We start from the raw sequence: 23559 nt of genomic DNA, 5'->3' as shown, positions 1-23559 counted from the left end.
CGCTCGACGCGGCTCGGCGCGGTGCCGAGGCGCTCGGCGACACAGGCTCAGGCCGAGGGCGTCCGCCCCGCCGTGAGCCGGTCACCGATGGCCCGCAGCCCGGCGAGGTCGTGCACATCGCCGGGCAGGGCGGCCACTTCGGTCACCGCCACCTCCGGGTGGAGCGCGGTGAAGCGGTCGCGGGTGCGCTGCTCACGCGCGAGCACCCGCATGCGCTCGGCATGCAGGCGCAGGAGTCCCGCGGTGAGATGACGTACGTCCACGTCTGTTGTTTCCTGTGCCGGTTCGGCTGTGGGGGCAGCCTCGGGTACGGGATGTGCGGCGGCGGTGGCGAGATCGTTCGACTCGGGCACTGTCCCGGGCTCGGACTCGGGCCGGGACTCGTGCTCGGACTCGGGCTCGGTGGCCGGGGAGCCACCCAGTGCAGCCTTCCCGCCCCCCTGATCCACAATGCGCCCCTCGTCAAGATTTTCCGCGGCGGCCCGCGCCCGCTCGGCCGACAGCCGGGCGGCGCCACTGCCGTGGACGCGGTTGAGGACGAGACCGGCCAGCGGCATCTCCTCGGCGGCCAGCCGCTCCACGAAGTACGCGGCCTCGCGCAGCGCGTCCCGCTCCGGCGTGGCGACCACGAGGAAGGCCGTGCCCGGGGCCTGGAGCAGTCTGTACGTGGCGTCCGCGCGGGTCCGGAAGCCGCCGAACATCGTGTCCATCGCCGCGACGAACGTCTGCACGTCCTTGAGGAACTGCCCCCCGAGCAGCTTCCCCAGAGTCCCCGTCATCATCGACATGCCGACGTTGAGGAACTTCATCCCGGCCCGGCCGCCCACCTTCGCCGGGGCCATCAGCAGCTTGATGAACTTCCCGTCCAGGAAGGACCCGAGCCGCTTCGGCGCGTCCAGGAAGTCGAGGGCCGACCGGGACGGCGGGGTGTCGACGACGATCAGGTCCCACTCGTCGCGGGCCCGGAGCTGGCCCAGCTTCTCCATCGCCATGTACTCCTGCGTACCGGCGAATCCGGCCGACAGGGACTGGTAGAAGGGGTTCTCCAGGATCGCCCGCGCCCGCTCCGGCTCCGCGTGCGCCTCGACGATCTCGTCGAAGGTCCGCTTCATGTCCAGCATCATGGCGTGCAGTTCGCCGCCGTCGGAGCCCTTGATGCCGTCGACCTTGCGGGGCGTGTTGTCGAGGGAGTCGATGCCCATGGACTGGGCGAGCCGGCGCGCCGGGTCGATGGTGAGGACCACGACCCGCCGCCCGCGCTCCGCCGCCCGCACGCCGAGCGCCGCCGCCGTGGTCGTCTTCCCGACCCCGCCGGCCCCGCAGCACACGATGATGCGGGTCCCCCGGTCGTCGAGCAGCGGATCGAGCTCCAGGAGGGCAGGACGGTCGAGCCCGCCGGCGCCTTCGCCCGCGGTACTGGGGCCGTCCTCCGGGGCGGACCGGTTCGCGGCACCGGGTCCGGTCGCCGCGTCGGGTCCGTCCACGGCGTCGGGCTCCTCCACGGCGTCCGGCCCCTCCCCGGCGTCGGGTTCGTCCGCGGCGCCTGCCTTCTCCGTCACGCCCCCACCCCTTGCTTCCGCAGTTCCTTCGCCAGCCGGTAGAGCCCGGCGATGTCCGCCCCGTCCCCGAGGAAGGGGAGTTCGTACGAGGGGACGCCGACGCCGTCCAGGACCGCGCGCTGCGTCCGCTCCAGCTCCACCCGCCGGGCGTGCTCGGCCGCCTCGTCGAGGAGCGGCTCGACCAGGCGCGCGCCGCCCGTGACGCCGGCGGCGGCCAGGGTCCGCGCGATCGCGTCCCGGTGGTCGCCGGAGGCGGCCCGTACCGCCGCCTCGTCGAGGACGTGCGGCCGGACCATGTTCACCACGACCCTGCCCACCGGCAGCTCCGCGGCCCTCAGCTCCGCGATGCCGTCCGCGGTCTCCTGGACCGGCATCTCCTCCAGGAGGGTCACCAGGTGCACCGCCGTCTCGGGGGACTTGAGGACCCGCATGACGGCCTGCGCCTGGTTGTGTATCGGGCCGATCCTCGCCAGGCCCGCGACCTCGTCGTTCACGTTGAGGAAGCGGGTGATGCGGCCGGTGGGCGGCGCGTCCATGACCACGTGGTCGTAGGTGGGCCGGCCGTCCTTCTCGCGCCGCCGCACCGCCTCGCACGCCTTGCCGGTCAGCAGCACGTCCCGGACGCCCGGCGCTATCGTCGTCGCGAAGTCGATCGCGCCGAGCTTCTTCAGGGCCCGCCCCGCACCGCCCAGTTTGTAGAACATCTGGAGGTAGTCGAGGAGCGCGCGCTCGGCGTCGATCGCCAGCGCGTACACCTCTCCGCCGCCCGGGGCGACGGCGATCTTGCGCTCCTCGTACGGAAGGGCTTCCGTCTCGAAGACCTGTGCGATGCCCTGCCTGCCTTCGACCTCGACGAGGAGGGTCCGCTTCCCCTCCGTCGCGAGGGCGAGGGCGAGGGCGGCGGCGACCGTCGTCTTACCGGTACCGCCCTTGCCGCTGACGACCTGGAGCCTGCTCACGCAGTCGAGCCTAACCACTGGCGGCCGCGCGCAATCAGCGGACCGCCCCGGAGAAGCCACCTAGGGGGACCTTCGGGGGCCACCTCGGCGGACAGTCCGGCGGCAGCGGATACAGTCGGCCCCATGACCAAGTGGGAGTACGTCACGGTGCCGCTTCTGGTGCACGCGACCAAGCAGATTCTGGACACCTGGGGCGAGGACGGCTGGGAGCTCGTCCAGGTCGTGCCCGGGCCGAACAACCCCGAGCAGCTCGTGGCCTACCTGAAGCGGGCCAAGGCGTGAGCGGGGCCGTCGAGGCGCGGATCGCCGAGCTCGGCCTGACCCTGCCCGAGGTCGTGCCGCCCCTCGCCTCCTACCAGCCGGCCGTGCAGTCCGGCGTGTACGTCTACACCTCGGGCCAGCTCCCGATGGTGGCGGGCAAGCTTGCGCTGACCGGCAAGGTCGGCGCCGAGGTCACGCCGGAGGAGGCCAAGGACCTGGCCGCCACCTGCGCGCTCAACGCGCTCGCGGCCGTGAAGTCGGTCGCCGGTGACCTCGACCGCATCAAGCGCGTCGTGAAGGTCGTCGGCTTCGTCGCCTCCGCCGCCGACTTCACCGGTCAGCCCGGCGTCATCAACGGCGCCAGCGAGCTGCTCGGCGAGATCCTCGGCGACAAGGGCGTGCACGCGCGCAGCGCCGTCGGCGTGGCCGTGCTGCCGCTCGACGCGCCGGTCGAGGTCGAGGTCCAGGTCGAGCTCGTCGAGGCCTGACATCCCGGACGGATGCAGAGAGCCGGTTTTCCACAGGCGTGGGAAACCGGCTCTCGTGCATTCCGATGCTTGCGCATAGCATCCGGCCATGTCGAATGGTCAGTCGAAGCAGGCGAAGCAGTCGAACGGGCAGTGGTACCCGGCGGAATGGCCCGACCGCATCCGTGCCCTCGCCGCCGGCGAGCTCACCCCCGTGACGCCCAGGCGCGCCGCCACCGTCCTGCTCCTGCGGGACGGGGCCGCGGGGCCCGACGTCCACATGCTGCGCCGCCGCACCTCGATGGCCTTCGCGGGCGGTGCGTACGCGTACCCCGGCGGCGGTGTCGACCCGCGCGACGAGCAGCCGGTGCGCTGGGCGGGCCCGTCCCTGGAGACGTGGGCGGCCCGGCTCGGCCTCGACGACCCGGCGCAGGCCCAGGCCGTGGTCTGCGCCGCCGTGCGCGAGACCTTCGAGGAGGCGGGCGTGCTGCTCGCCGGCGAGACCGGGGAAGGCGTCGTCGGCGACACGACGGGCGAGGGCTGGGAGCGGGACCGGCAGGCGCTCGTCGCGCGGGAGCTGTCCTTCGCCGACTTCCTGGACCGGCGCGGTCTCGTCCTGCGTTCGGACCTGCTGGGCGCGTGGGCCCGCTGGATCACCCCGGAGTTCGAGCAGCGCCGGTACGACACCTGGTTCTTCGTGGCGGCGCTCCCGGCCGGCCAGCGCACCCGGGACGTCTCGGGGGAGGCGGATCGCACGGTCTGGATCCGCCCGGCGGAGGCCGCCGGCGGCTACGACCGGGGCGAGCTGACGATGATGCCGCCGACGATCTCGACCCTGCGCAGCCTGGAGGCGTACGGGACGGCCGCCGAGGCGCTGGAGGCGGCGGGGGAGCAGGACATGGCCCCCGTCCTCGCACAGGCGCGTCTGGAGGGCGACGAGCTGGTCCTGAGCTGGCCGGGGCACGAGGAGTTCACCAAGGTGATCCCCGCCGGGGGTGAGCGATGAGCGACGCCGCCGCCCTGCCCGGCCAGCCGCGGGGCCTCGTGGAGTCGGGGCCCGCGACCGCCCGCGCCGTGAACGTCCTCGCGCCGAACCCGTCCGCGATGACCCTCGACGGCACCAACACCTGGCTGCTCTCCGAGCCCGGCTCCGGCCTCGCCGTCGTCGTCGACCCGGGGCCGCTGGACGAGGGCCATCTGCGCCATGTGATCGACACCGCCGAGAAGCTCGGCAAGCGGGTCGCGCTGACCCTGCTGACGCACGGCCACCCGGACCACGCGGAGGGCGCGGGCCGTTTCGCGGAGCTGACCGGGACGGCCGTGAGGGCCCTCGACCCCGCGCTGCGGCTCGGGGACGAGGGGCTCGGGGCCGGGGACGTGGTGACGGTCGGCGGCCTGGAGCTGCGGGTCGTCCCGACGCCCGGCCACACCTCAGACTCGCTCTCGTTCCACCTGCCGGCCGACCGGGCGGTGCTGACGGGCGACACGATCCTGGGGCGCGGGACGACGATGGTCGCGCATCCGGACGGGCGGCTCGGGGACTACCTGGACTCGCTGCGCCGGCTGCGCTCGCTGACCGTCGACGACGGGGTGCACACGGTCCTGCCGGGGCACGGGCCGGTCCTGGAGGACGCGCAGGGGGCCGTGGAGTTCTACCTGGCGCACCGGGCGAGCCGGCTGGCCCAGGTCGAGACGGCGGTCGAGGCCGGGCACCGGACGGCGGCGGATGTCGTCGCCCATGTGTACGCGGACGTGGACCGCTCCCTGTGGCCGGCGGCCGAGCTGTCGGTACGGGCGCAGCTGGAGTACCTGAGGGAGCGCGGCCTCACCTGATCCGCGGGGGCGGAGCCGGCGTGATCCGCCCGACGGCCGGACCTGGGCGCTGGGCAGAGGCCAGGCCCGGGTGCCGCGGCGAGTCCGGGCGCCGCACCGAGACCAGGCCCGGGTGCCGCGCAGAGCCCGGGTGCCGTGCCGGACACGGGTGCCGTGCCCGGCCCGGGTGTCGCGCCGGGGCTCGTGATGCGGGACCCGGAACCGCTCGGGCTTTCCCCGTGTCTTACGCTCCGCTTACATCTGGCCGTAGCTTCGGGGGGACCGCCCGTGTTCGTCTTCGCCATCCTGCTGTTCATAGCCGCAGTGGTGCTCTTCTTCGTCGGCCGTGCCAACGACTCCAAGGGGCTGAAGTTCGGCGCCCTCGGCGCGCTCCTGGCCGGTCTCTTCTCGATGGTCGTGAGCATGACGTACGTGATCAGCGCGTACGAGGTCGGCGTGCCGGTCGCCTTCGGCAAGGTGGGTCAGCCGATGACTTCCGGCATGCACGTGAAGTCGCCGTTCACCGACGTCACGACCTTCTCGACCCGCCCGGTCGACCTCAACCTCTCCGACAAGGACGTGGTCGAGGTCCGCTCCTCGCAGGGCGGTGTCATGTACGCCGAGGTGACGGTGAAGTGGTCCGTCGACCAGGCCAAGGCCGTCGAGCTGTACAAGCTCGCGGGCAGCGAGGACGCCATCCAGCAGCGGCTGGTCTACCCGGACAGCCGTGAGATCGTCCGCAACGTCTTCGCCCGCCACACCAGCGAGGAGGGGTATGCCTCCGACCGCGAGGGCATCAACGCCGAGATCGCGTCCCTGATCAAGGAGCGCCTGGCCCCTCGCGGCATCGACGTGACCACGGTCAACCTGCGCAACGTGAAGCCCTCGGACGCCCTCCAGGGCCAGATCGACCGCAAGATCCAGCAGGAGCAGGCCACCGAGCGGGCCACCGAGGCCTCCCGTACCGCCAAGGCCGAGGCCGACCGGCGCCGCATCGAGGCGGAGGGCATCGCCCGCGCCAACAAGATCCTCAACGACTCGCTGACGGACAAGGTCCTGATGAACCAGTGCATCGACGCGTACAAGGAGGCCGCGGCGAAGAACCCGGTCTACGCGGTGCCCTGCGGCGACGGCGGCTCCGCCCCCGTGATCGTGGACGGCTCGAAGCGCTGACCTCCGCACGTACGGGAAAGGCCGCCCCGGTCCTTGGACCGGGGCGGCCTTTCCGCGTGTGCGGAGCTGCGTACGGAGGTGCTTAGCGCGAGCGCTTCGCGAGGCGCTCCACGTCGAGCAGGATCACGGCGCGGGCCTCCAGGCGCAGCCAGCCGCGCTGGGCGAAGTCGGCGAGCGCCTTGTTGACCGTCTCGCGGGAGGCGCCGACCAGCTGGGCCAGCTCCTCCTGGGTGAGGTCGTGGACGACGTGGATGCCCTCCTCCGACTGCACGCCGAAGCGGCGCGACAGGTCGAGGAGCGCGCGGGCGACACGGCCCGGGACGTCGGAGAAGACCAGGTCGGACATCTGGTCGTTGGTCTTGCGGAGGCGGCGGGCGACGGCGCGCAGCAGCGCGGTGGCCACCTCGGGGCGGGCGTTCAGCCAGGGCTGGAGGTCGCCGTGGCCGAGGCCGAGCAGCTTGACCTCGGTCAGCGCGGTCGCCGTGGCGGTGCGCGGGCCCGGGTCGAAGAGGGACAGCTCGCCGATGAGCTCGCCGGGGCCGAGGACGGCCAGCATGTTCTCGCGGCCGTCGGGGGAGGTGCGGTGCAGCTTCACCTTGCCCTCGGTCACCACGTACAGGCGGTCACCGGGGTCGCCCTCGTGGAAGAGCGCGTCGCCACGGGCGAGCGTCGCCTCACTCATCGAGGCGCGCAGCTCGGCAGCCTGCTCGTCATCGAGCGCCGCGAAGAGCGGGGCGCGCCGCAGAACGTCGTCCACGAGTTCTCTCCTACTGTCGACCTGCTCAAAGGACCTGGGTCCCATGATGCCGGACGCACAAAACAGTGCGATCAATCACAACAAGTTTGACGTACCGAGTCGCTCGTCCGTACGTCAGGGGCCCGATTGGGCTCCGATCGGCCACGCCCGGGGCGGATGTCGGCGGCGGCGCCTAGGCTGGCCGGGTGTCCAACTCGCCGGTGAGAGCGCAGGCCAAGGGGGCTGAAAGAGTGTCGGGCGAAGGTAATTCCGCTGTGGGCGAACGCGGCGTGTCGAAACGGGCAAAGGGTAAAAAAGGGGAGCCCGTGAGGTCTGTGAAGACCCCCACGGCGACGGACCCCGCCGCGCCCGCGAACCCGGCCGCGCCCGGTAGGCCCGCCCGCGTCACCAAGGCCACCGCGCCCGCGGACCCGGCGCGTGCGACCAAGCCCGCCGCGCCCGCCACCTCCGTCAAGCCCGCCCGCGCCGCCAAGCCCACCGCGCCCGAGTCACGGCTCGCGATGGTGCGGCGGGCGCGGCGGATCAATCGGGAGCTGGCCGAGGTCTACCCGTACGCCCACCCGGAGCTCGACTTCCGCAACCCCTTCGAGCTGCTCGTCGCCACGGTCCTCTCGGCGCAGACCACCGACCTGCGGGTCAACCAGACCACCCCGGCCCTCTTCGCGAAGTACCCGACGCCCGAGGACCTCGCCGCGGCCGTGCCCGAAGAGGTCGAGGAGCTGATCCGGCCGACCGGCTTCTTCCGCGCCAAGACCAAGTCGATCATGGGCCTCGCCGCCGCCCTCAGGGACGACTTCGGCGGACAGGTCCCCGGCCGTCTGGAGGACCTCGTCAAGCTCCCCGGCGTCGGCCGCAAGACCGCCTTCGTCGTCCTCGGGAACGCCTTCGGGGTCCCCGGCATCACCGTCGACACCCATTTCATGCGCCTCGCCCGGCGCTGGCGATGGACCGAGTCCGACGACCCGGTGAAGATCGAGGCCGAGGTCGCCACGATCTTCCCGAAGAGCGAGTGGACGATGCTCTCGCACCGGGTGATCTTCCACGGCCGCCGGATCTGCCACGCCCGCAAGCCCGCGTGCGGCGCCTGCCCGATCACCCACCTCTGCCCCGCGTACGGCGAGGGCGAGACCGACCCCGAGAAGGCGAGGAAGCTGCTCAAGTACGAGATGGGCGGCTTCCCCGGCCAGCGCCTCAACCCGCCGCCCGGCTACCCGGGCCGCCCGGCGCCCCCACTGGGCAGCGGCGCGTCACCCGGCGGCGAGGCCTGAACACGCCGAGTGAACACGCCGCCGGGAACGAACCCGTCCACCGATCGCGTTGAGAACCACGGGGGTGCCCATGACGCGCACTGACGAAGAGATCCACGGGCCCGGCACGGCCGGGCTGCTCAGCAGGGACGGGCTGCCCGACTGGCTCGACCCCGTCGACCGGGCCGCCCGCACGGTCAGACCCGAGCAGCTGAGCAGCTTCCTGCCGCCCGAGAGCGGCGCCGGCCGCCAGTCCGCCGTCCTCGTCCTCTTCGGCGAGGGCGAGCGCGGACCCGAGCTGCTGCTCATGGAGCGCTCCGGCAGCCTCCGCTCGCACGCCGGGCAGCCCTCCTTCCCCGGCGGCGCCCTCGACCCCGAGGACGGCGACCCGGCGGACGGCGGCCTGCTGCGCGCCGCCCTGCGCGAGGCCCAGGAGGAGACCGGTCTCGACCCGGAGGGCGTCCAGCTCTTCGGCGTGCTGCCCCGGCTCTACATCCCGGTCAGCGGCTTCGTCGTCACCCCCGTCCTCGGCTGGTGGCGCGACCCCAGCCCGGTCGGCGTCGTCGACCCCGGCGAGACCGCCCGCGTCTTCACCGTCCCCGTGGCGGATCTCACGGACCCCGCGAACCGCGCGACCGCCGTCCACCCGCTCGGCCACGAAGGCCCCGCTTTCCTCGTCGCATCCGCTCTGGTCTGGGGTTTCACGGCCGGCGTCATCGACAAGCTGCTCCATTTCGCCGGCTGGGAGCGCCCCTGGGACCGGTCCAAGAAGGTCCCGCTCGACTGGCGCTCATGACAGGCTGACCTTCGGGCGGACCGGCCTTCGGGCCGACCGACCCCGGGCGACCGGAAACGAATCTGCGAGGCTATTGACGGTGAACGTGCTGGACATCTTGTTGCTGCTCGCCGCCGTGTGGTTCGCGATCATCGGTTACCGCCAGGGCTTCGTCGTCGGCATCCTCTCGGTGATCGGCTTCCTCGGCGGCGGTCTCGTCGCCGTTCTGCTGCTGCCGATCCTCTGGGACCAGCTGACCGACAACAGCGAGGTCTCGACCACGGCGACCGTCGTCTTCGTGATGATCGTCATCGTCAGCGCCTCCGTCGGTCAGGCCTTCACCACCCACCTCGGCAACAAACTGCGCCGCCACATCACCTGGTCGCCGGCCCGCGCCCTGGACGCCACCGGCGGCGCCCTCGTCAACGTGGTCGCGATGCTGCTCGTGGCCTGGCTGATCGGCTCCGCCCTCGCCCGTACCTCGCTGCCCACCCTGGGCAAGGAGGTGCGGACCTCCAAGGTGCTGCTCGGCGTGGAGCAGGTGATGCCGGATCAGGCCTCCGGCTGGTTCGACGACTTCAGCTCCACCCTGGCCCGCAGCGGCTTCCCCCAGGTCTTCAGCCCCTTCGCGAACGAGCCGATCACCCCGGTCACCCCGCCCGACCCGGCGCTCGCCCACAGCCCCGTGGCCGCCCGCGCGCAGCGCTCCATCGTGAAGGTCGTCGGCACCGCGCAGAGCTGCGGCAAGGTCCTCGAAGGCACCGGCTTCGTCTTCGCCGACCGCCGCATCATGACCAACGCCCACGTCGTCGGCGGCGTCGACGAGCCGACCGTCCAGATAGGCGGCGAGGGCAAGCTCTACGACGCCAAGGTCGTCCTCTACGACTGGCAGCGCGACATCGCCGTCCTGGACGTGCCGGGCCTGCGGGCCACGCCGCTGGCCTTCACCGACGAGGACGCCCGCAGCGGCGACGACGCGATCGTCGCCGGATTCCCGGAGAACGGCTCGTACGACGTGCGCTCGGCCCGTGTGCGGGGCCAGATCAGCGCCAAGGGCCCCGACATCTACCACCGCGGCGATGTGCGCAGGGACGTGTACTCGCTGTACGCGACGGTCCGCCAGGGCAACTCCGGCGGTCCGCTCCTCACGGAGAACGGCGAGGTGTACGGCGTGATCTTCGCCCGCTCCCTCGACGACGCGAACACCGGATACGCCCTGACGGTCGACGAGATCCGTGAGGACATCGAGCGCGGCCGGACCGCCGACCAGCAGGTCGACACCCAGACCTGCGCCCTGTGAGACCCGGCCCTACGGAGCGCTACGCGGTGTCTCTGGGGTGCCGGAGCCGGGCCGAGACCCAGCGGGCCCGGCGGCGCAGGATGCGCGAGATCCCCACCCCTTGCGCCGCGTGGCCCGCGTCCGCGGTGCCACCCCTCTCGCGGGAGCCCGGCCCCGTGGCCGAGCGGCGGTCGCGTGCTGTCGTGTCACCGTAGTCGTGCGTCCAGCCCATACTTCGACGTCTGCCCGGGGGCCAAGGTCGGTAACCGCCTCGGGGCCCGCCAATTGGAGTATGCGCGGGGCACATGGCCGTTCGACGCAAGCCTGTACGCCCGCACGGTCCCTGAAAGGGACTCAGCGGTCGGGCTCGGGGTCCTTCAGCCAGTTGACGAGCTCCGTGGTGAAGGCCACCGGGTCCTCCTCGTGCGGGAAGTGCCCCAGGCCGTCGAAGAGCCGCCAGCGGTACGGCGCCTCCACGTACTCGCCGGACCCCGCGGCGCTGCGGGTCCGCATCACCGGGTCCAGGGAGCCGTGCAGATGGAGCGTCGGCACCCGGACGGGCCGCTTCATGCGCCGGTTGAACTGGATGCCGTCCGGGCGGGCCAGCGACCGCACCATCCACCGGTACGGCTCGATCGAGCAGTGCGCCGTCGACGGGACGCACATCGCCCGCCGGTACACCTCGACGGCCTCCTCGTCGACCGGCTTCGGACCCGACCAGTCCCGGATCAGCTCGCCCACGAGCGCGCCGTCGTCCGCGACGAGTTGACGCTCCGGCAGCCACGGCCGCTGGAAGCCCCACACGTGCGAACCGGCCCGCGACTGGGCGAAGTCGGAGAGCATCGCCGAGCGCCAGCGGCGCGGGTGCGGCATCGAGGAGACGACGAGCCGGCGCACCAGCTTCGGCCGCATGACGGCGGCCGTCCAGGCGAGGTAGCCGCCCAGGTCGTGCCCGACGAGCGCCGCGTCCGGCTCGCCCAGGGAGCGGACGACGCCGGTGATGTCGAGGGCCAGGTTGGCGGGGTCGTAACCCCGCGGCGTACGGTCGCTGCCGCCGACCCCGCGCAGGTCCATCGCGACGGCCCGGAATCCGGCCTCGGCGAGGGCGGGCAACTGGTGGCGCCAGGTCCACCAGAACTGCGGGAAGCCGTGCAGGAGCAGCACCAGCGGGCCGTCGCCCATCTCGGTGATGTGGAAGCGGGCGCCGTTGGCGGCCACGTCACGGTGCGTCCACGGCCCGTCGAGCCGTACGGGCCCGCCATTGCCGCTGCTGCTCTCGGGGAGGGTCATACGGACGAGCGTGCCACAGTGGAGGCCTTGTCGAGCGCCGGCTGCTGCGCCGGACGGGGGTGCGGCTTCGCGTTCTGCATGATCGCCGCGGTCTGCTTGGCGGAGGCGATGGACTTCTCCGGCGGCTTGAGCTTCTTGAACTTGGAGTACGCGATCAGCCCGAGCAGTGCCGCGACCAGCACGTTGAAGGTGAAGGACAGCAGGAAGCACCAGACGAGGTTCCAGCCCCCGTTGCCGTTGTGCCCGCCGGTCCAGGTGTTGATGGCGTACGCGAGCGCGAAGCTCAGCATCGGCAGTGAGAAGAGCAGCACCACGGCGGCCGCGGTGCCCGCCGCGCTGCCGATCGCGCCACGCTTGACGTCCTGTCGGATCTCGGCCTTGGCCAGGGCGATCTCGTCGTGCACCAGCGCGGACATCTCGGCGGTCGCCGAGGCGACCAGCTGACCGAGGCTGCGCTCGGTGCCGTCGAACGGGTCGCTCATCGCTGCTCCCTCTCCTTGTGTCTACGGTCCGACTCAGATCATGCCGGACGGTCGGCGCCGTCGCGCGATGCCCCCGCCAGTTGGGCGCGCTGCCGGTGCTCCGCGGCCTTCCGCTCGTAGATCTCGGCCATCCGCAGGTGGTACTCCGGGTTGTCCTCCTCGTAGATGTCGGGGATGCCGTCCTCGTCCTCGTCGCGCTCCTCGGCGGAGACGAGCGCCTGGTACTTCCGGACCCGCAGCTTCAGCAGGACGGAGGCGAGGACGGCCGCGATCAGCGAGCCGATCAGGACGGCGGCCTTCACCTCGTCGGTGAGGACGGCGTCCCCGGCGAAGGCGAGTTCGCCGATGAGGAGCGAGACGGTGAAGCCGATCCCGGCGAGGGTGGCGACGGCGAACACGTCCGGCCAGGCCAGGTCAGGGTTGAGCTCCGCCCGGGTGAAGCGGGCGGCGAGCCAGGTGCCGCCGAAGATGCCGACCGCCTTGCCGACGACGAGACCGAGGACCACGCCGAGGGTGACCGGCTGGGTGAAGACGTCGTGGATCGCGCCGCCGGAGAGGCTCACCCCGGCGGAGAAGAGCGCGAAGAGGGGGACGGCGAGCCCGGCCGAGAGCGGCCGGACCAGGTGCTCGATGTGCTCGCCGGGGGAGTGCTCCTCACCCTCGCGGGTGGTGCAGCGCAGCATCAGGCCCATGGCGACGCCGGCGATGGTGGCGTGGACGCCGCTGTTGTACATCAGGCCCCAGATGACCAGGGCCAGCGGCACGTACACGTACCAGCCGCGGACGCCCTTGCGGAGCAGTACCCAGAAGACGACGAGTCCGGCGACGGCGCCGCCGAGCGCGGCGAAGTTCAGCTCGCTGGTGAAGAAGATCGCGATGATCAGGATCGCGAACAGGTCGTCGACGACGGCGAGGGTCAGCAGGAAGGCGCGGAGCGCGGACGGCAGCGAGGTGCCGATGACGGCGAGGACGGCGAGCGCGAAGGCGATGTCGGTCGCCGTGGGCACGGCCCAGCCGTCCAGCGAGCCGCCGCCGACGATGTTCTCCAGGGTGTAGACGAGGGCGGGGACCGCCATGCCGCAGAGGGCGGCGATGACGGGGAGCATGGCGGCCTTGGGGTCGCGCAGCTCGCCCGCGACGAGCTCGCGCTTGAGCTCGATGCCGGCGACGAAGAAGAAGATCGCCAGGAGGCCGTCGGCCGCCCAGTGCTGGATCGACAGGTCGAGGCCGAGGGCGGCGGGGCCTATGTGGAAGTCGCTGACGGTCTCGTAGCTCGCGCTCAGCGGGGAGTTCGCCCAGACGAGCGCGGCGACGGCGGCGAGGAGCAGCAGGACGCCGCCGACGGTCTCGGCGCGCAGCGCGTCGGCGATGTAGCGCCGCTCGGGCAGCGAGAGACGGCCGAGGAACTTGCGGTCGTTGGGCACGGACACGTGGGTGACCTCCGTCGGGCGGGCAGGGCGAAGCACATGCCGACCAGACTTCCCGGCGCACCTAGGTCTTTCTGTCGCGTTCCTGACGCGATCCTTACTTTACCTAACGAGCCCGGGGTGTGTCCGGCGAGATTCACTTTATGGAGTTTCAGGGCTTTCGTCCCCCGGAGGCGGACATGGGAAACGCCCGCCCCGAGCGGCTCGGGACGGGCGTCTTCCGGTGCGTGAGGCTCAGTCCTCGCTGGACGTGGCCGGCAGCTGGGTCTGGATGAGCGACATCACCGAGGAGTCGGTCAGGGTGGTGACGTCACCCAGCTCGCGGTTCTCCGCGACGTCGCGCAGCAGGCGGCGCATGATCTTGCCGGAGCGGGTCTTCGGGAGCTCCGCCACCGGCAGGATCCGCTTCGGTTTGGCGATCGGGCCGAGGGTCGCGCCCACGTGGTTGCGCAGCTCGGCGACCAGGTTCTCGTCTTCGCTGGCCGTGCCGCGCAGGATGACGAAGGCGACGATCGCCTGGCCGGTCGTCTCGTCGGCGGCGCCGACGACGGCCGCCTCGGCGACGGACGGGTGCGAGACGAGGGCCGACTCGACCTCGGTCGTCGAGATGTTGTGACCCGAGACGAGCATGACGTCGTCGACCCGGCCGAGCAGCCAGATGTCGCCGTCCTCGTCCTTCTTGGCGCCGTCACCGGCGAAGTACTTGCCCTCGAAGCGGGACCAGTACGTGTCGATGTAGCGCTGGTCGTCGCCCCAGATGGTGCGGAGCATCGACGGCCACGGCTCGGTGAGGACCAGGTAACCGCCGCCGCCGTTCGGGACCTCGTTCGCCTCGTCGTCGACGACGGTGGCGGAGATGCCCGGCAGCGGGCGCTGGGCGGAGCCCGGCTTGGTCTCGGTGACGCCCGGCAGCGGCGAGATCATCATCGCGCCGGTCTCGGTCTGCCACCAGGTGTCCACGATCGGGGTCTTGTTCGCGCCGATGTGCTCGCGGTACCAGATCCAGGCCTCGGGGTTGATCGGCTCGCCGACGGAGCCGAGCACGCGGAGGCTGGAGAGGTCGAACTTCGCGGGGATGTCGTCTCCCCACTTCATGAACGTGCGGATCGCGGTGGGCGCCGTGTAGAGGATCGTGACGCCGTACTTCTGCACGATCTCCCAGAACCGCCCCTGGTGCGGGGTGTCCGGGGTGCCCTCGTACATGACCTGCGTCGCGCCGTTGGCCAGCGGGCCGTAGACGATGTACGAGTGCCCGGTGACCCAGCCGATGTCGGCGGTGCACCAGTAGACGTCGCTCTCCGGCTTGAGGTCGAAGACGGCGTGGTGGGTGTAGGCGGCCTGGGTGAGGTAGCCGCCGGAGGTGTGCAGGATGCCCTTCGGCTTCCCCGTGGTGCCCGAGGTGTACAGGATGAAGAGCGGGTGCTCCGCCGGGAACGCCTCCGGGGTGTGCTCGGTGGACTGGCGGGCGACGATGTCGTCCCACCAGACGTCCCGGCCCTCGGTGAAGGCGGTGTCCTGGCCCGTACGGCGGACCACGAGGACGTGCTCGACCTGCGGGCACTTGGCGACGGCCTCGTCGATGGCCGGCTTGAGGGCGCTCGGCTTGCCGCGGCGGTAGCCGCCGTCGGCGGTGACGACCAGCTTGGCGTCGGCGTCCTGGATGCGGGAGGCGACGGCGTCGGCCGAGAAGCCGCCGAAGACCACCGAGTGGGCGGCGCCGACACGGGCGCAGGCCAGCATAGTGATGGCCGCCTCGGGGATCATCGGCAGGTAGACGGCGACCCGGTCGCCCTTGCGGACGCCCAGCTCGGTCAGGGCGTTGGCGGCCCGGGAGACCTCGTCCTTGAGCTCGGCGTAGGTGATGGCGCGGCTGTCGCCGGGCTCGCCCTCGAAGTGGATGGCGACCCGGTCTCCGTGGCCGGCCTCGACGTGCCGGTCGACGCAGTTGTACGCCACGTTCAGCTCGCCGTCCGCGAACCACTTGGCGAACGGCGGGTTCGACCAGTCGAGGGTCTCGGTCGGCTCGGTGGCCCAGCTGAGCCTCCTGGCCTGCTCGGCCCAGAAGCCCAGCCTGTCCGCCTTGGCCTGCTCGTACGCCTCCGCCGTCACATTGGCGTCCGCGGCCAGCTCGGTGGGCGGCGCGAACCGCCGCTCTTCCTTGAGCAGGTTGGCCAAGGATTCGTTGCTCACGACATCTCCCTTTCCCAGGGCGTCCTCTGTGCGTATGTGTCCCGCGTCATAGCTCACCAGTCGCAGGCCCGGGTGACAAGAGCATCCAGGGAATTGGTTTAGACCTGTGAGCGGCTTGACGTGCGGTGGCCCCTTCGTCCCGAGCGGTGGGAGAAGGGGCCACACAGTCTCACGGCCGGGGGGACCGAAAGGTTCAGGACGCGCGCGCGGCTTCGAGGTGACCGGGGGCTACGAGGCGGTCGGGCGCTTCGAGGCGGTCCGCGGCTTCGAGGCGGTCGGGCGCTTCGAGGTGGTCCGTCGGCAGCACCTGGGTGAAGACGTCGTCGTAGCTGTGCACCTCGTCCGTCCCGGAGAGCAGATACGCCTGCGCTTCGCCCACGTGGAAGTACACGCCGTGCAGCGTGAGCGTGCCCTCGGCCAGCCGGCGCGCCACCGACTCGTACGCCCGCAGGTGCTCCAGCTGCTGGACCACGTTGGTCAGGCAGAGCTGCTCGACGGCGTCGGCCGGAAGGCGCCCGGAGATGCGGGCCCAGGCGTGGCGTCGGCTCGCCATCCGCTCCAGGCTGGGCCGGCCGTGGCGCAGCCAGCGGCGGAGCGGGGTCGGCGGGTCGTCCGGACTCCCGCCGAGCAGGGCCTGCATCGCGCCGCACCCGGAGTGGCCGCAGACGGTGATCGACTCGACCCGCAGCACCTCCACCGCGTACTCGATCGCCGCCGCCACCGAGTCGTCCCCGCTCTCCTCGCCGGGGAGCGGGACGAGATTGCCGACGTTGCGCACGGTGAAGAGGTCGCCGGGCCCGCTTGAGGTGATCATGCTGGTGACGAGGCGGGAGTCGGCGCAGGTCAGGAAGAGCTGCGAGGGTCGCTGCCCCTCCCGGGCGAGCCGCGCGAGCTCGTCCCGCACGAGCGGCGCGGTGTTCCGCTGGAACTTGCCGATGCCGCTCGCCAGGTGCAGCCGCGTCGTCGGTCCGGTCTCGGTGGGCGTCTCGGCGGTCCGCTCCCCGCACTGGTGGTTGTGCCAGGGCGTCCAGGGACGGCAGCAGGGGTGCGAGGCGGAGTCGGTGACCGGCGCGGGCTCGGCGATCCGGGCACCGGAGGGCCCGGTCGTCTCGACCGTCCCGCCGTGCGCCAGGTGCCCCGCGGTCCAGTCGCTCAGCGTCTCGTAGGCGGCGTGGTCCATGAAGGACCCGTCGAGCTCGACCACCACGTCGGAGCCCTGCGGCAGCTGGTGCAGGGCCCGGCTGAGCCGGGGCACGGCGAGGAAGGTCAGCTGGCCCCGGACGCGCAGCAGCTGGCGCCCGTCACGCTCCTCGCGGGTGATCCGGGTGCGGGCCAGTCGGTGCAGGGCGACCGCGATGGCCACGGCGATCCCGAGGGCGACGCCCTCCAGGATGCCGACGAGGACGACGCCGGCCAGCGTCACCACGTAGACGACCACCTCGCGGTGCCGGGTGACCGTACGGATGTGGGTGATGCTCACCATCTGGATGCCGACCACCATGACGAGGGCGGCGAGCGCGGGCAGCGGGATCAGCTCGAGGACGGGCACCAGCAGCAGGGCCGCGAGCACGATCCACAGGCCGTGCAGCATCGTCGAGGCGCGACTCACCGCGCCCGCCGAGACGTTGGCGACGCTGCGGACCGCGACCCCGGCGACCGGGAGCCCGCCGAGCGCTCCGGAGAGCACGTTGGCCGCGCCCTGGCCGGCGAGCTCGCGGTCGAGTGCGGAGCGGGGGACGCTTCGGCCCCCGTTCCCGCCCGCGGCGGCGCGCGCGGCGACCAGCTTGTCGACCGCGACGGCCGACAGCAGCGACTGCACGCTGGTGACGAGGGTGATCGTGAGCACGCCGGCCGCGATGCCGAGGACCGGGCCCTCGGGCAGTCCGGGCAGGGCGTGGCTGCTCCAGGACGGCAGGTCCACGCGGGGCACGGCGAGTCCGGCGAGGGTGGCCGCGGCCGTCGCCCCGGCCACCGCGACGAGCGCGGCCGGGACCTTCCGTACGAGCCGCCCCGCACGGCCCGGCAGCCGCGGCCAGCCGAGCAGCACGGCCACGGTGAGGGCGCTGATGACGAGCGCGGCGGGGTGCGCGTGCGCCAACTGGGCTGGCAGGCCCAGGACATTGGCGACGGCGGAGCTCTGCGGGGTGCCGCCGAGCACGATGTGGAGCTGGGCGAGGGCGATGGTGACGCCGATGCCGGCCAGCATGCCGTGCACGATCGCGGGCGAGACGGCGAGCGCCGAACGGGCCACGCGCAGGGCGGACAGGGCGAGTTGGGTGAGACCGGCGAGGACGGTGATGGCGCAGGTGGTGCGCCAGCCGTACCGGTGGATGAGCTCGGCGGTCACGACGGTGAGTCCGGCGGCCGGGCCGCTCACCTGGAGCGGGGAGCCGCCGAACCGGCCGGCGACGAGGCCGCCGACGGCGGCGGCCACCAGGCCGGACTGGAGCGGGGCTCCGGTGGCGAGCGCGATGCCGAGCGAGAGCGGCAGCGCGATCAGGAAGACGGCGACGGACGCGGAGAGGTCGGCGCCGGCGACGCGGAAGCGGCGGGGTCCGGCCGGCGGGCTGTGGGGCCGCTGGATCCGGGGTCGGTTGGTCGTGCGGTCAGGGGTGCAGAGGGTCATTCCCGTCTCCTCCGGGGCAGCGCGGTCGCGGCTCGTGCGGGGTGCAGCGGCGGGATTTCCGGCGAGATCCTCCGGCGTGTTCGAGTGGAGGATCAACGCTCAGTAAATGGATCGTAATGGAGAGTAAAGACTGCGGCATTATTTTCGGGGCAAACAGGGCAATGATTCACCGGATCCGGTGACAGGACGTGCGCATGTTGCCTGTCGTTGTCGGCCCCTGGTCCTCGCGGTGCGACGTTTACGCCGCTTGTACGGAAATCCGAGGATCTGAGGAGAGGTGTGCGGATGTCAGACGCCCGCAGAACGACCACCGTCCGGAGGAAGGCGCTCGCCGTCGGCGCCCTCACCCTCGCTCTCGCCACCGGCCTCGCCGGCTGCTCGGGCTCCGACGGCACCACCACGAAGGGCGCGCCGGGCGCGGGTGCGGGCGTCGGCTCCGGTGCGAAGAAGGGGCCGGCCGCGGCCCCGCAGACGCCCCGACTGATCGGCGACGGCTCGACCGCCTTCACCGGCGCGCAGCCCCACCAGCCGGTCTGGCACAAGCTCAAGCCCGGTGAGACCCCGCCGCAGTTCGTGGTCTTCTCGTGGGACGGCGCCGGTGAGGACAGCCAGAAGCTCTTCTCCCACTTCCGCGCCGTGGGCAAGAAGTACGACGCCACCATGACGTACTTCCTCAGCGGCGTGTACCTGCTGCCGGAGGACAAGCGGGAGCTCTACGACCCGCCGCAGCACAACGCCGGCAGCTCCGACATCGGCTTCAACGACGTCGAGGGCATCCGCGCCACCGTCCGCGAACTGCGCGGCGCGTGGCAGGAGGGCAACGAGATCGGCACCCACTTCAACGGCCACTTCTGCGGGAAGGAGGGCGGCGTCGGCAACTGGTCGGTCGACGAGTGGAAGAGCGAGATCGACCAGGCCAAGTCCTTCGTCAAGCACTGGAAGACCAACGCCGGCCTGCGCGCGGAGCAGCCGCTGCCCTTCGACTACGACAAGGAGCTCGTCGGCGCCCGCACCCCCTGCCTGGAGGGCCGGACGAACTTCGTCCAGGCGGCGGCGCAGATGGGCTTCCGCTACGACACCAGCGGCGTCAACGACCAGATCTGGCCCAAGAAGGACCTGGGCCTGTGGGACCTGTCGATGCAGCTCGTGCCCGTCCCCGGCCGCGCCTTCCAGACCCTGTCCATGGACTACAACTTCCTGGTGAACCAGTCGGGTACGACCCAGGGCGACCCCTCCCAGCACCGTTACTGGGGCGACCAGATGCGCGACGGCCTGGTGCAGGCCTTCGAGCGCTCCTACCGGGGCAACCGCGCGCCGCTGATCATCGGCAACCACTTCGAGTCCTGGAACGGCGGCACGTACATGCGGGCCGTCGAGGAGACCATCGCCACCGTCTGCGTGCAGAAGGACGTCAAGTGCGTGTCCTTCCGCCAGCTCGCCGACTGGCTCGACGCCCAGGACCCGGACGTCATCGCCAAGATGCGCACCCTGAAGGTCGGCGAGGCCCCGGCGGCCGGCTGGAAGGCCTTCCTGGCCCCCGAGCCGGCCACCCCGGCGAGCGCTCCGGCAGGCGCCGACGCGAAGGGCGTCCAGCCGGCCGAACGCCGCTGAGTCCTTCGGCCGGGGCGCGTCAGGCGGGCTGAACCGCGCTGAGTCCTTCGGTCAGTACGAAATCGGGGTCGACCTGCGCCGCCAGGTCGGCCCCGGTCTTGGCGTTGCCCCAGCTCTCCGCGTTGCGCAGGTGGAAGTGGACCATCTGGCGGGTGTAGCGCTCCCAGTCGCGGTGGGCGTACGAGTCGTCCGCCGCGTCCTGGAGGGCCTGCAGCGACATGCGGTTCTCCGCCTCCAGGAGCTCGAAGCGGGGCGGGCGGCCCTTCTCCATCGCGCGGACCCAGTCCGAGTGGCCCACCGTCACGAGCAGGTCCTCGCCGACCTCCTCGCGCAGGAAGTCCAGGTCGTCCCGGCCCTGCACCTTGTTGCCGACGACCTTCAGCGCGACGCCGAAGTCCCGTGCGTACTCCTTGTACTGGCGGTAGACCGACACGCCCTTGCGGGTCGGCTCGGCGACCAGGAAGGTCATGTCGAAGCGGGTGAAGAGGCCGGACGCGAAGGAGTCCGAACCCGCCGTCATGTCGACGACCACGTACTCGTCGGCCCCGTCGACCAGGTGGTTGAGGCAGAGCTCCACCGCGCCGACCTTGGAGTGGTAGCAGGAGACCCCGAGGTCCGACTCGGTGAACGGGCCGGTCGCCATCAGCCGGATCTCGCCGTCGTCGAGCGCGACCGGACGCGCGCACGCCTCGTACACCGGGTTGTCCTCGCGCACCCGCAGCAGCCGCGAACCCTCCCCGGGCGGCGTCGTCTTGATCATCGTTTCGGCGGAGGCGATCCGTGGATTGCTGCCCCGCAGGTACTCCTTGATGAGCGGCAGGTGCGCGCCCATCGCGGGCAGCGCGGCGGCCTCCGCCTCGGGCAGGCCGAGCGCGGCGCCCAGGTGCTGGTTGATGTCGGCGTCGACGGCGACGACCGGCGCTTCGTTGGCGGCGAGGTGGCGGATGAAGAGCGAGGACAGCGTGGTCTTGCCGCTGCCGCCCTTCCCCACGAAAGCGATCTTCATGTTCACCTAGGGTAGTGGCACGATCGCTACCCGTGGTCAAGCTGCGTGAAGAAGACCACTCCAACGTGGGGCGGGCCCCCGGGGCGCGTAGCCTCCCTGCTTATGAGTACGCACGCCTCTGACCCCTTGGCCGCCCTCGGCTCCCTGCCGGGCGTCGCCGAAGCGGTGGACTCCGTACGCAAGGCCGTCGACCGGGTCTACGGCCACCGCGTGATGCGCCGCCGCAGCAACGAGATCTCCTCCGAGGCGGCCCTGCGCGGCGCCCGCGGCTCGGCCTCCCTGTCCGGGGCCGACTGGGCGCTGGAAGAGGTCCGCCGACGCACCGACTTCAGCGCCGACGCCGAGGCCCGCACCGTCGGTGCCGCCCTGCGCCTCGGCGCCGAGGCGGGGCAGCTGCTCTCCATCTGGCGCCAGTCGCCGCTGCGCGTGCTCGCCCGGCTGCACCTGGTCGCCGCCGGCGACACGGGCGCCCCGGCCGGCACCGGCGTGGCCGACTCCGTGGGCCGACCCCGCCTGGACGGCGAGACGGTCGACGAACCGCTCATCGACGCCCCGCTGCCGACGCCCGCCGAGGTCGCGGGCCGGCTCGACGGCCTCGCCGAACTGATCGTCGCGGGCAGCGAGGCCCCCGCGCTCGTGACCGCCTCCGTGATTCACGGCGAGCTGCTCGCGCTGCGCCCCTTCACCTCGTACAACGGCCTGGTCGCCCGGGCGGCCGAGCGGATCGCGCTGGTCGGCAGCGGACTCGACCCGAAGGCCATCTGCCCGGCCGAGGTCGGCCACGCGGAACAGGGGCGGGCCGCCTACCTCGCCGCGTTCGAGGGGTACCTGTCGGGTACCCCGGAGGGCGTGGGCGCCTGGATCGCCCACTGCGGCCGCTCGGTCGAACTGGGCGTCCGCGAGTCCACGGCCGTCTGCGAGGCCCTCCAGCGCGGCGCCGCCTGATCCCCCGACCTCACCCGGCCTTTCGGGAGCACATGGGGCGTGGGCTTCACGTGCCGGGAACTTGGGCCGCAGGGCGCCAAGTGCCGGGGCGTGGCCGGGTCCGGTAGGGCTTGGGTGCGGCCGGGTCCGATGGGGCTCGGCCGCGTCCGGAGACGGTGCGCGACCGCGTCCGGAAACGGGGCGGGCCGCCTCTGGAACCAGGCCGGGTCGAGCGCGGAAACAGGCCGGGGCAAGCGCGGAAATGCGGCGTGGCCGGGGCCGGAAATGGGTTGCGGCGGCACCAGTCCTGGTACCGCCGCTGGCACGTCCACCCAGTTACCAAGCGTCCTCGATATGTGCCCATCAGGCCGGGAACTTTGCCCGTGGCCTGGTGCGGCTGGCCCGTAATCGACGGGTCGACGTCGCGTGGGTGCCCGGTTTCAGTGCTAGGTCCGTGGGGCCTTCATGCTCAACAGGTGATCCTCTCGGATGTCCTCGGTCTCGCGGGCCTGATTCCTTTCTACTCCTGTCCGGGTGGAAGCGAAAGTGGTGGATCCGCTTCTCCGCCGATTGCTCAAATCCGGGCAAAGTCGCCGGCGAGCTGCTGAGCGAGGGCGGCTTGCCGGCGCCGGGCCGCGTACCAGACGAGTCCGGCCCCGACGGCTGCCGCTCCCACCGCCGCCGCGGCGACGAGCGTGGGGCGGGGCGGCATCCGGAATTCGGGCAGCCGCTGCTTGAGGCGCACCGGCTTGTCGAAGGCGAGAACCGGCCACTCCCGCGCCACGGCCTCACGGCGCAGCGTCCGGTCGGGATTGACCGCGTACGGGTGCCCGACGGCCTCCAGCATGGGGATGTCGGTCGCCGAATCGCTGTACGCGTAGCAGCGCGAGAGGTCGTAGCCCTCCGACTCCGCGAGCTCCCGGACCGCCTCCGCCTTCGTCGGCCCGTAGGCGTAGTACTCCACCTCTCCGGTGAAGCATCCGTCCTCGCCGACCACCATTCGGGTGGCGACGACCCGGTCGGCACCGAGCATCTCGCCGATCGGCTCGACCACCTCGGCACCGGAGGTGGAGACGATCACGACGTCGCGGCCGGCGGCGTGGTGTTCCTCGATGAGGGAGGCGGCCTCGTCGTAGATGATCGGGTCGATCAGATCGTGAAGGGTCTCGGCGACGAGCTCCTTCACCTGGGCGACGTTCCAGCCTTTGCAGAGCGCGGAAAGATATTCACGCATCCGCTCCATCTGGTCGTGATCGGCTCCGCCCGCCAGGAAGACGAACTGGATGTAGGCCGTCCGCAGGGCGGCGCGGCGGCTGATCAGTCCGCCCCGGTAGAAGGACTTACTGAAGGTCAGCGTCGATGACTTCGCAATGACCGTCTTGTCCAGGTCAAAGAAGGCGGCTGTGCGCGGCAAGGAGTGGTTTTCCACAAGCCCGAGCATAGGTGCCCGCCATTCGGCGTACGCTGGGGCGCGTGGGTTTGCCTGAGAAGGCTCTCGGGTACACCATGGAAGTCACGGATCGTTCGCGACCGTGCTAACCCGGTCCGGCTCCTCCCCCCCCGAGTCGGCCGGAGAGACGACCCCCGCTCTCCCCCCCGGCGGGGGTCGTCGCATGTCCGGAGCCGTTTCGGCCCTGTGTGCCATCGCTTGCTCCCTTCCTTCCGTTCATCGGTCATGAGTGGACCGGGGCCCCGCCCGACTCTCGATCCATCA

General features: G+C 71.8%; 21 protein-coding genes. 10 read left to right on the top strand and 11 right to left on the bottom strand.

Annotated features, from left to right (window positions below):
- Positions 1 to 47 precede the first annotated feature (47 nt).
- Complete coding sequence (locus tag ACFYX3_RS23115) at positions 48 to 1373, bottom strand: ArsA family ATPase (protein ID WP_389016695.1); 1326 nt, start codon at positions 1371 to 1373, stop codon at positions 48 to 50.
- Positions 1374 to 1555: 182 nt separating this feature from the next.
- Positions 1556 to 2518 carry an ArsA-related P-loop ATPase gene (locus ACFYX3_RS23110; protein ID WP_181924597.1) on the bottom strand — a complete coding sequence of 321 codons (963 nt, stop codon included), beginning with the start codon at positions 2516 to 2518 and terminating at the stop codon, positions 1556 to 1558.
- Positions 2519 to 2641: 123 nt separating this feature from the next.
- On the opposite strand from ACFYX3_RS23110, the gene ACFYX3_RS23105 reads away from it, so the two are divergent.
- The 5 genes from ACFYX3_RS23105 (at position 2642) to ACFYX3_RS23085 (ending at position 6231) form a co-directional block, all read left to right on the top strand.
- Entirely contained in the window at positions 2642 to 2800 is a 159-nt protein-coding gene (locus ACFYX3_RS23105) for a DUF4177 domain-containing protein (RefSeq protein WP_116160244.1), read from the top strand.
- Positions 2797 to 3267 carry a RidA family protein gene (locus ACFYX3_RS23100; RefSeq protein ID WP_376581835.1) on the top strand — a complete coding sequence of 157 codons (471 nt, stop codon included), beginning with the start codon at positions 2797 to 2799 and terminating at the stop codon, positions 3265 to 3267. Before ACFYX3_RS23105 ends, ACFYX3_RS23100 begins: the two co-directional genes overlap by 4 nt.
- An 88-nt stretch (positions 3268 to 3355) precedes the next feature.
- Positions 3356 to 4252 (top strand): NUDIX hydrolase, encoded by an 897-nt coding sequence (locus tag ACFYX3_RS23095; RefSeq protein ID WP_389016324.1) that lies wholly within the window; start codon positions 3356 to 3358, stop codon positions 4250 to 4252.
- Positions 4249 to 5079 carry an MBL fold metallo-hydrolase gene (locus tag ACFYX3_RS23090; RefSeq protein ID WP_376581831.1) on the top strand — a complete coding sequence of 277 codons (831 nt, stop codon included), beginning with the start codon at positions 4249 to 4251 and terminating at the stop codon, positions 5077 to 5079. Before ACFYX3_RS23095 ends, ACFYX3_RS23090 begins: the two co-directional genes overlap by 4 nt.
- Before the next feature lie 267 nt (positions 5080 to 5346).
- Positions 5347 to 6231, top strand: coding sequence for a prohibitin family protein (locus tag ACFYX3_RS23085; protein WP_376581829.1), 885 nt, complete (start codon positions 5347 to 5349; stop codon positions 6229 to 6231).
- Positions 6232 to 6313: 82 nt separating this feature from the next.
- On the opposite strand, the gene ACFYX3_RS23080 is transcribed toward ACFYX3_RS23085, so the two are convergent.
- Complete coding sequence (locus ACFYX3_RS23080; protein ID WP_015034542.1) at positions 6314 to 6988, bottom strand: Crp/Fnr family transcriptional regulator; 675 nt, start codon at positions 6986 to 6988, stop codon at positions 6314 to 6316.
- A 305-nt stretch (positions 6989 to 7293) separates the two neighbouring features.
- Between ACFYX3_RS23080 and nth the strand changes: the two genes are divergently transcribed.
- The 3 genes from nth to ACFYX3_RS23065 all read left to right on the top strand — a co-directional run bounded on the left by nth (position 7294) and on the right by ACFYX3_RS23065 (position 10310).
- Positions 7294 to 8256, top strand: coding sequence for an endonuclease III (gene nth, locus ACFYX3_RS23075; protein WP_389016318.1), 963 nt, complete (start codon positions 7294 to 7296; stop codon positions 8254 to 8256).
- Between the two features lie 70 nt (positions 8257 to 8326).
- The gene (locus tag ACFYX3_RS23070) at positions 8327 to 9031 is read left to right on the top strand and encodes an NUDIX hydrolase (RefSeq protein WP_382661630.1); all 705 of its coding nucleotides are present in this window, start codon (positions 8327 to 8329) and stop codon (positions 9029 to 9031) included.
- Positions 9032 to 9110: 79 nt separating this feature from the next.
- Positions 9111 to 10310 (top strand): MarP family serine protease, encoded by a 1200-nt coding sequence (locus tag ACFYX3_RS23065; protein WP_359510587.1) that lies wholly within the window; start codon positions 9111 to 9113, stop codon positions 10308 to 10310.
- Between the two features lie 19 nt (positions 10311 to 10329).
- Here ACFYX3_RS23065 and ACFYX3_RS23060 read toward each other — a convergent pair whose 3' ends face one another.
- The 6 genes from ACFYX3_RS23060 to ACFYX3_RS23035 all read right to left on the bottom strand — a co-directional run bounded on the left by ACFYX3_RS23060 (position 10330) and on the right by ACFYX3_RS23035 (position 18304).
- Positions 10330 to 10521 carry a hypothetical protein gene (locus ACFYX3_RS23060; RefSeq protein WP_116160250.1) on the bottom strand — a complete coding sequence of 64 codons (192 nt, stop codon included), beginning with the start codon at positions 10519 to 10521 and terminating at the stop codon, positions 10330 to 10332.
- A gap of 122 nt (positions 10522 to 10643) precedes the next feature.
- Complete coding sequence (locus ACFYX3_RS23055; RefSeq protein ID WP_389016313.1) at positions 10644 to 11579, bottom strand: alpha/beta fold hydrolase; 936 nt, start codon at positions 11577 to 11579, stop codon at positions 10644 to 10646.
- Entirely contained in the window at positions 11576 to 12061 is a 486-nt protein-coding gene (locus ACFYX3_RS23050) for a phage holin family protein (protein WP_389016310.1), read from the bottom strand. Before ACFYX3_RS23050 ends, ACFYX3_RS23055 begins: the two co-directional genes overlap by 4 nt.
- 38 nt (positions 12062 to 12099) lie before the next feature.
- Entirely contained in the window at positions 12100 to 13491 is a 1392-nt protein-coding gene (gene nhaA, locus ACFYX3_RS23045; RefSeq protein WP_389016307.1) for a Na+/H+ antiporter NhaA, read from the bottom strand.
- 231 nt (positions 13492 to 13722) lie between these two features.
- Entirely contained in the window at positions 13723 to 15678 is a 1956-nt protein-coding gene (acs, locus tag ACFYX3_RS23040; RefSeq protein ID WP_389016304.1) for an acetate--CoA ligase, read from the bottom strand.
- A gap of 193 nt (positions 15679 to 15871) precedes the next feature.
- Entirely contained in the window at positions 15872 to 18304 is a 2433-nt protein-coding gene (locus tag ACFYX3_RS23035) for a SulP family inorganic anion transporter (protein ID WP_389016301.1), read from the bottom strand.
- 285 nt (positions 18305 to 18589) lie between these two features.
- Between ACFYX3_RS23035 and ACFYX3_RS23030 the strand changes: the two genes are divergently transcribed.
- Positions 18590 to 19915, top strand: coding sequence for a hypothetical protein (locus ACFYX3_RS23030; RefSeq protein ID WP_389016298.1), 1326 nt, complete (start codon positions 18590 to 18592; stop codon positions 19913 to 19915).
- 19 nt (positions 19916 to 19934) lie between these two features.
- On the opposite strand, the gene ACFYX3_RS23025 is transcribed toward ACFYX3_RS23030, so the two are convergent.
- Positions 19935 to 20921 (bottom strand): ATP-binding protein, encoded by a 987-nt coding sequence (locus ACFYX3_RS23025; protein ID WP_389016294.1) that lies wholly within the window; start codon positions 20919 to 20921, stop codon positions 19935 to 19937.
- A gap of 102 nt (positions 20922 to 21023) precedes the next feature.
- On the opposite strand from ACFYX3_RS23025, the gene ACFYX3_RS23020 reads away from it, so the two are divergent.
- Positions 21024 to 21866 carry an oxidoreductase gene (locus tag ACFYX3_RS23020; RefSeq protein WP_389016291.1) on the top strand — a complete coding sequence of 281 codons (843 nt, stop codon included), beginning with the start codon at positions 21024 to 21026 and terminating at the stop codon, positions 21864 to 21866.
- A 553-nt stretch (positions 21867 to 22419) separates the two neighbouring features.
- On the opposite strand, the gene ACFYX3_RS23015 is transcribed toward ACFYX3_RS23020, so the two are convergent.
- Positions 22420 to 23286, bottom strand: coding sequence for an HAD-IB family hydrolase (locus tag ACFYX3_RS23015; RefSeq protein ID WP_352027093.1), 867 nt, complete (start codon positions 23284 to 23286; stop codon positions 22420 to 22422).
- Between the last annotated feature and the right edge of the window lie 273 nt (positions 23287 to 23559).

The sequence above is a fragment of the Streptomyces sp. NPDC002463 genome (genome assembly GCF_042889835.1).
Taxonomy (GTDB): domain Bacteria; phylum Actinomycetota; class Actinomycetes; order Streptomycetales; family Streptomycetaceae; genus Streptomyces; species Streptomyces nymphaeiformis.
The sequence above is the reverse complement of the archived record's forward strand: the minus strand, read 5'-3'. Positions and strand labels throughout refer to the sequence as shown.

Bases quoted from the DNA above. Each gene is read 5' to 3' on its own strand.
- ACFYX3_RS23105 (WP_116160244.1), top strand. From the start codon at position 2,642: ATGACCAAGTGGGAGTACGTCACGGTGCCGCTTCTGGTGCACGCGACC.
- ACFYX3_RS23095 (WP_389016324.1), top strand. From the start codon at position 3,356: ATGTCGAATGGTCAGTCGAAGCAGGCGAAGCAGTCGAACGGGCAGTGG.
- ACFYX3_RS23090 (WP_376581831.1), top strand. From the start codon at position 4,249: ATGAGCGACGCCGCCGCCCTGCCCGGCCAGCCGCGGGGCCTCGTGGAG.
- ACFYX3_RS23070 (WP_382661630.1), top strand. From the start codon at position 8,327: ATGACGCGCACTGACGAAGAGATCCACGGGCCCGGCACGGCCGGGCTG.
- ACFYX3_RS23060 (WP_116160250.1), bottom strand. From the start codon at position 10,521: ATGGGCTGGACGCACGACTACGGTGACACGACAGCACGCGACCGCCGC.
- ACFYX3_RS23055 (WP_389016313.1), bottom strand. From the start codon at position 11,579: ATGACCCTCCCCGAGAGCAGCAGCGGCAATGGCGGGCCCGTACGGCTC.
- ACFYX3_RS23050 (WP_389016310.1), bottom strand. From the start codon at position 12,061: ATGAGCGACCCGTTCGACGGCACCGAGCGCAGCCTCGGTCAGCTGGTC.
- ACFYX3_RS23035 (WP_389016301.1), bottom strand. From the start codon at position 18,304: ATGACCCTCTGCACCCCTGACCGCACGACCAACCGACCCCGGATCCAG.
- ACFYX3_RS23030 (WP_389016298.1), top strand. From the start codon at position 18,590: ATGTCAGACGCCCGCAGAACGACCACCGTCCGGAGGAAGGCGCTCGCC.
- ACFYX3_RS23025 (WP_389016294.1), bottom strand. From the start codon at position 20,921: ATGAAGATCGCTTTCGTGGGGAAGGGCGGCAGCGGCAAGACCACGCTG.
- ACFYX3_RS23020 (WP_389016291.1), top strand. From the start codon at position 21,024: ATGAGTACGCACGCCTCTGACCCCTTGGCCGCCCTCGGCTCCCTGCCG.
- ACFYX3_RS23015 (WP_352027093.1), bottom strand. From the start codon at position 23,286: ATGCTCGGGCTTGTGGAAAACCACTCCTTGCCGCGCACAGCCGCCTTC.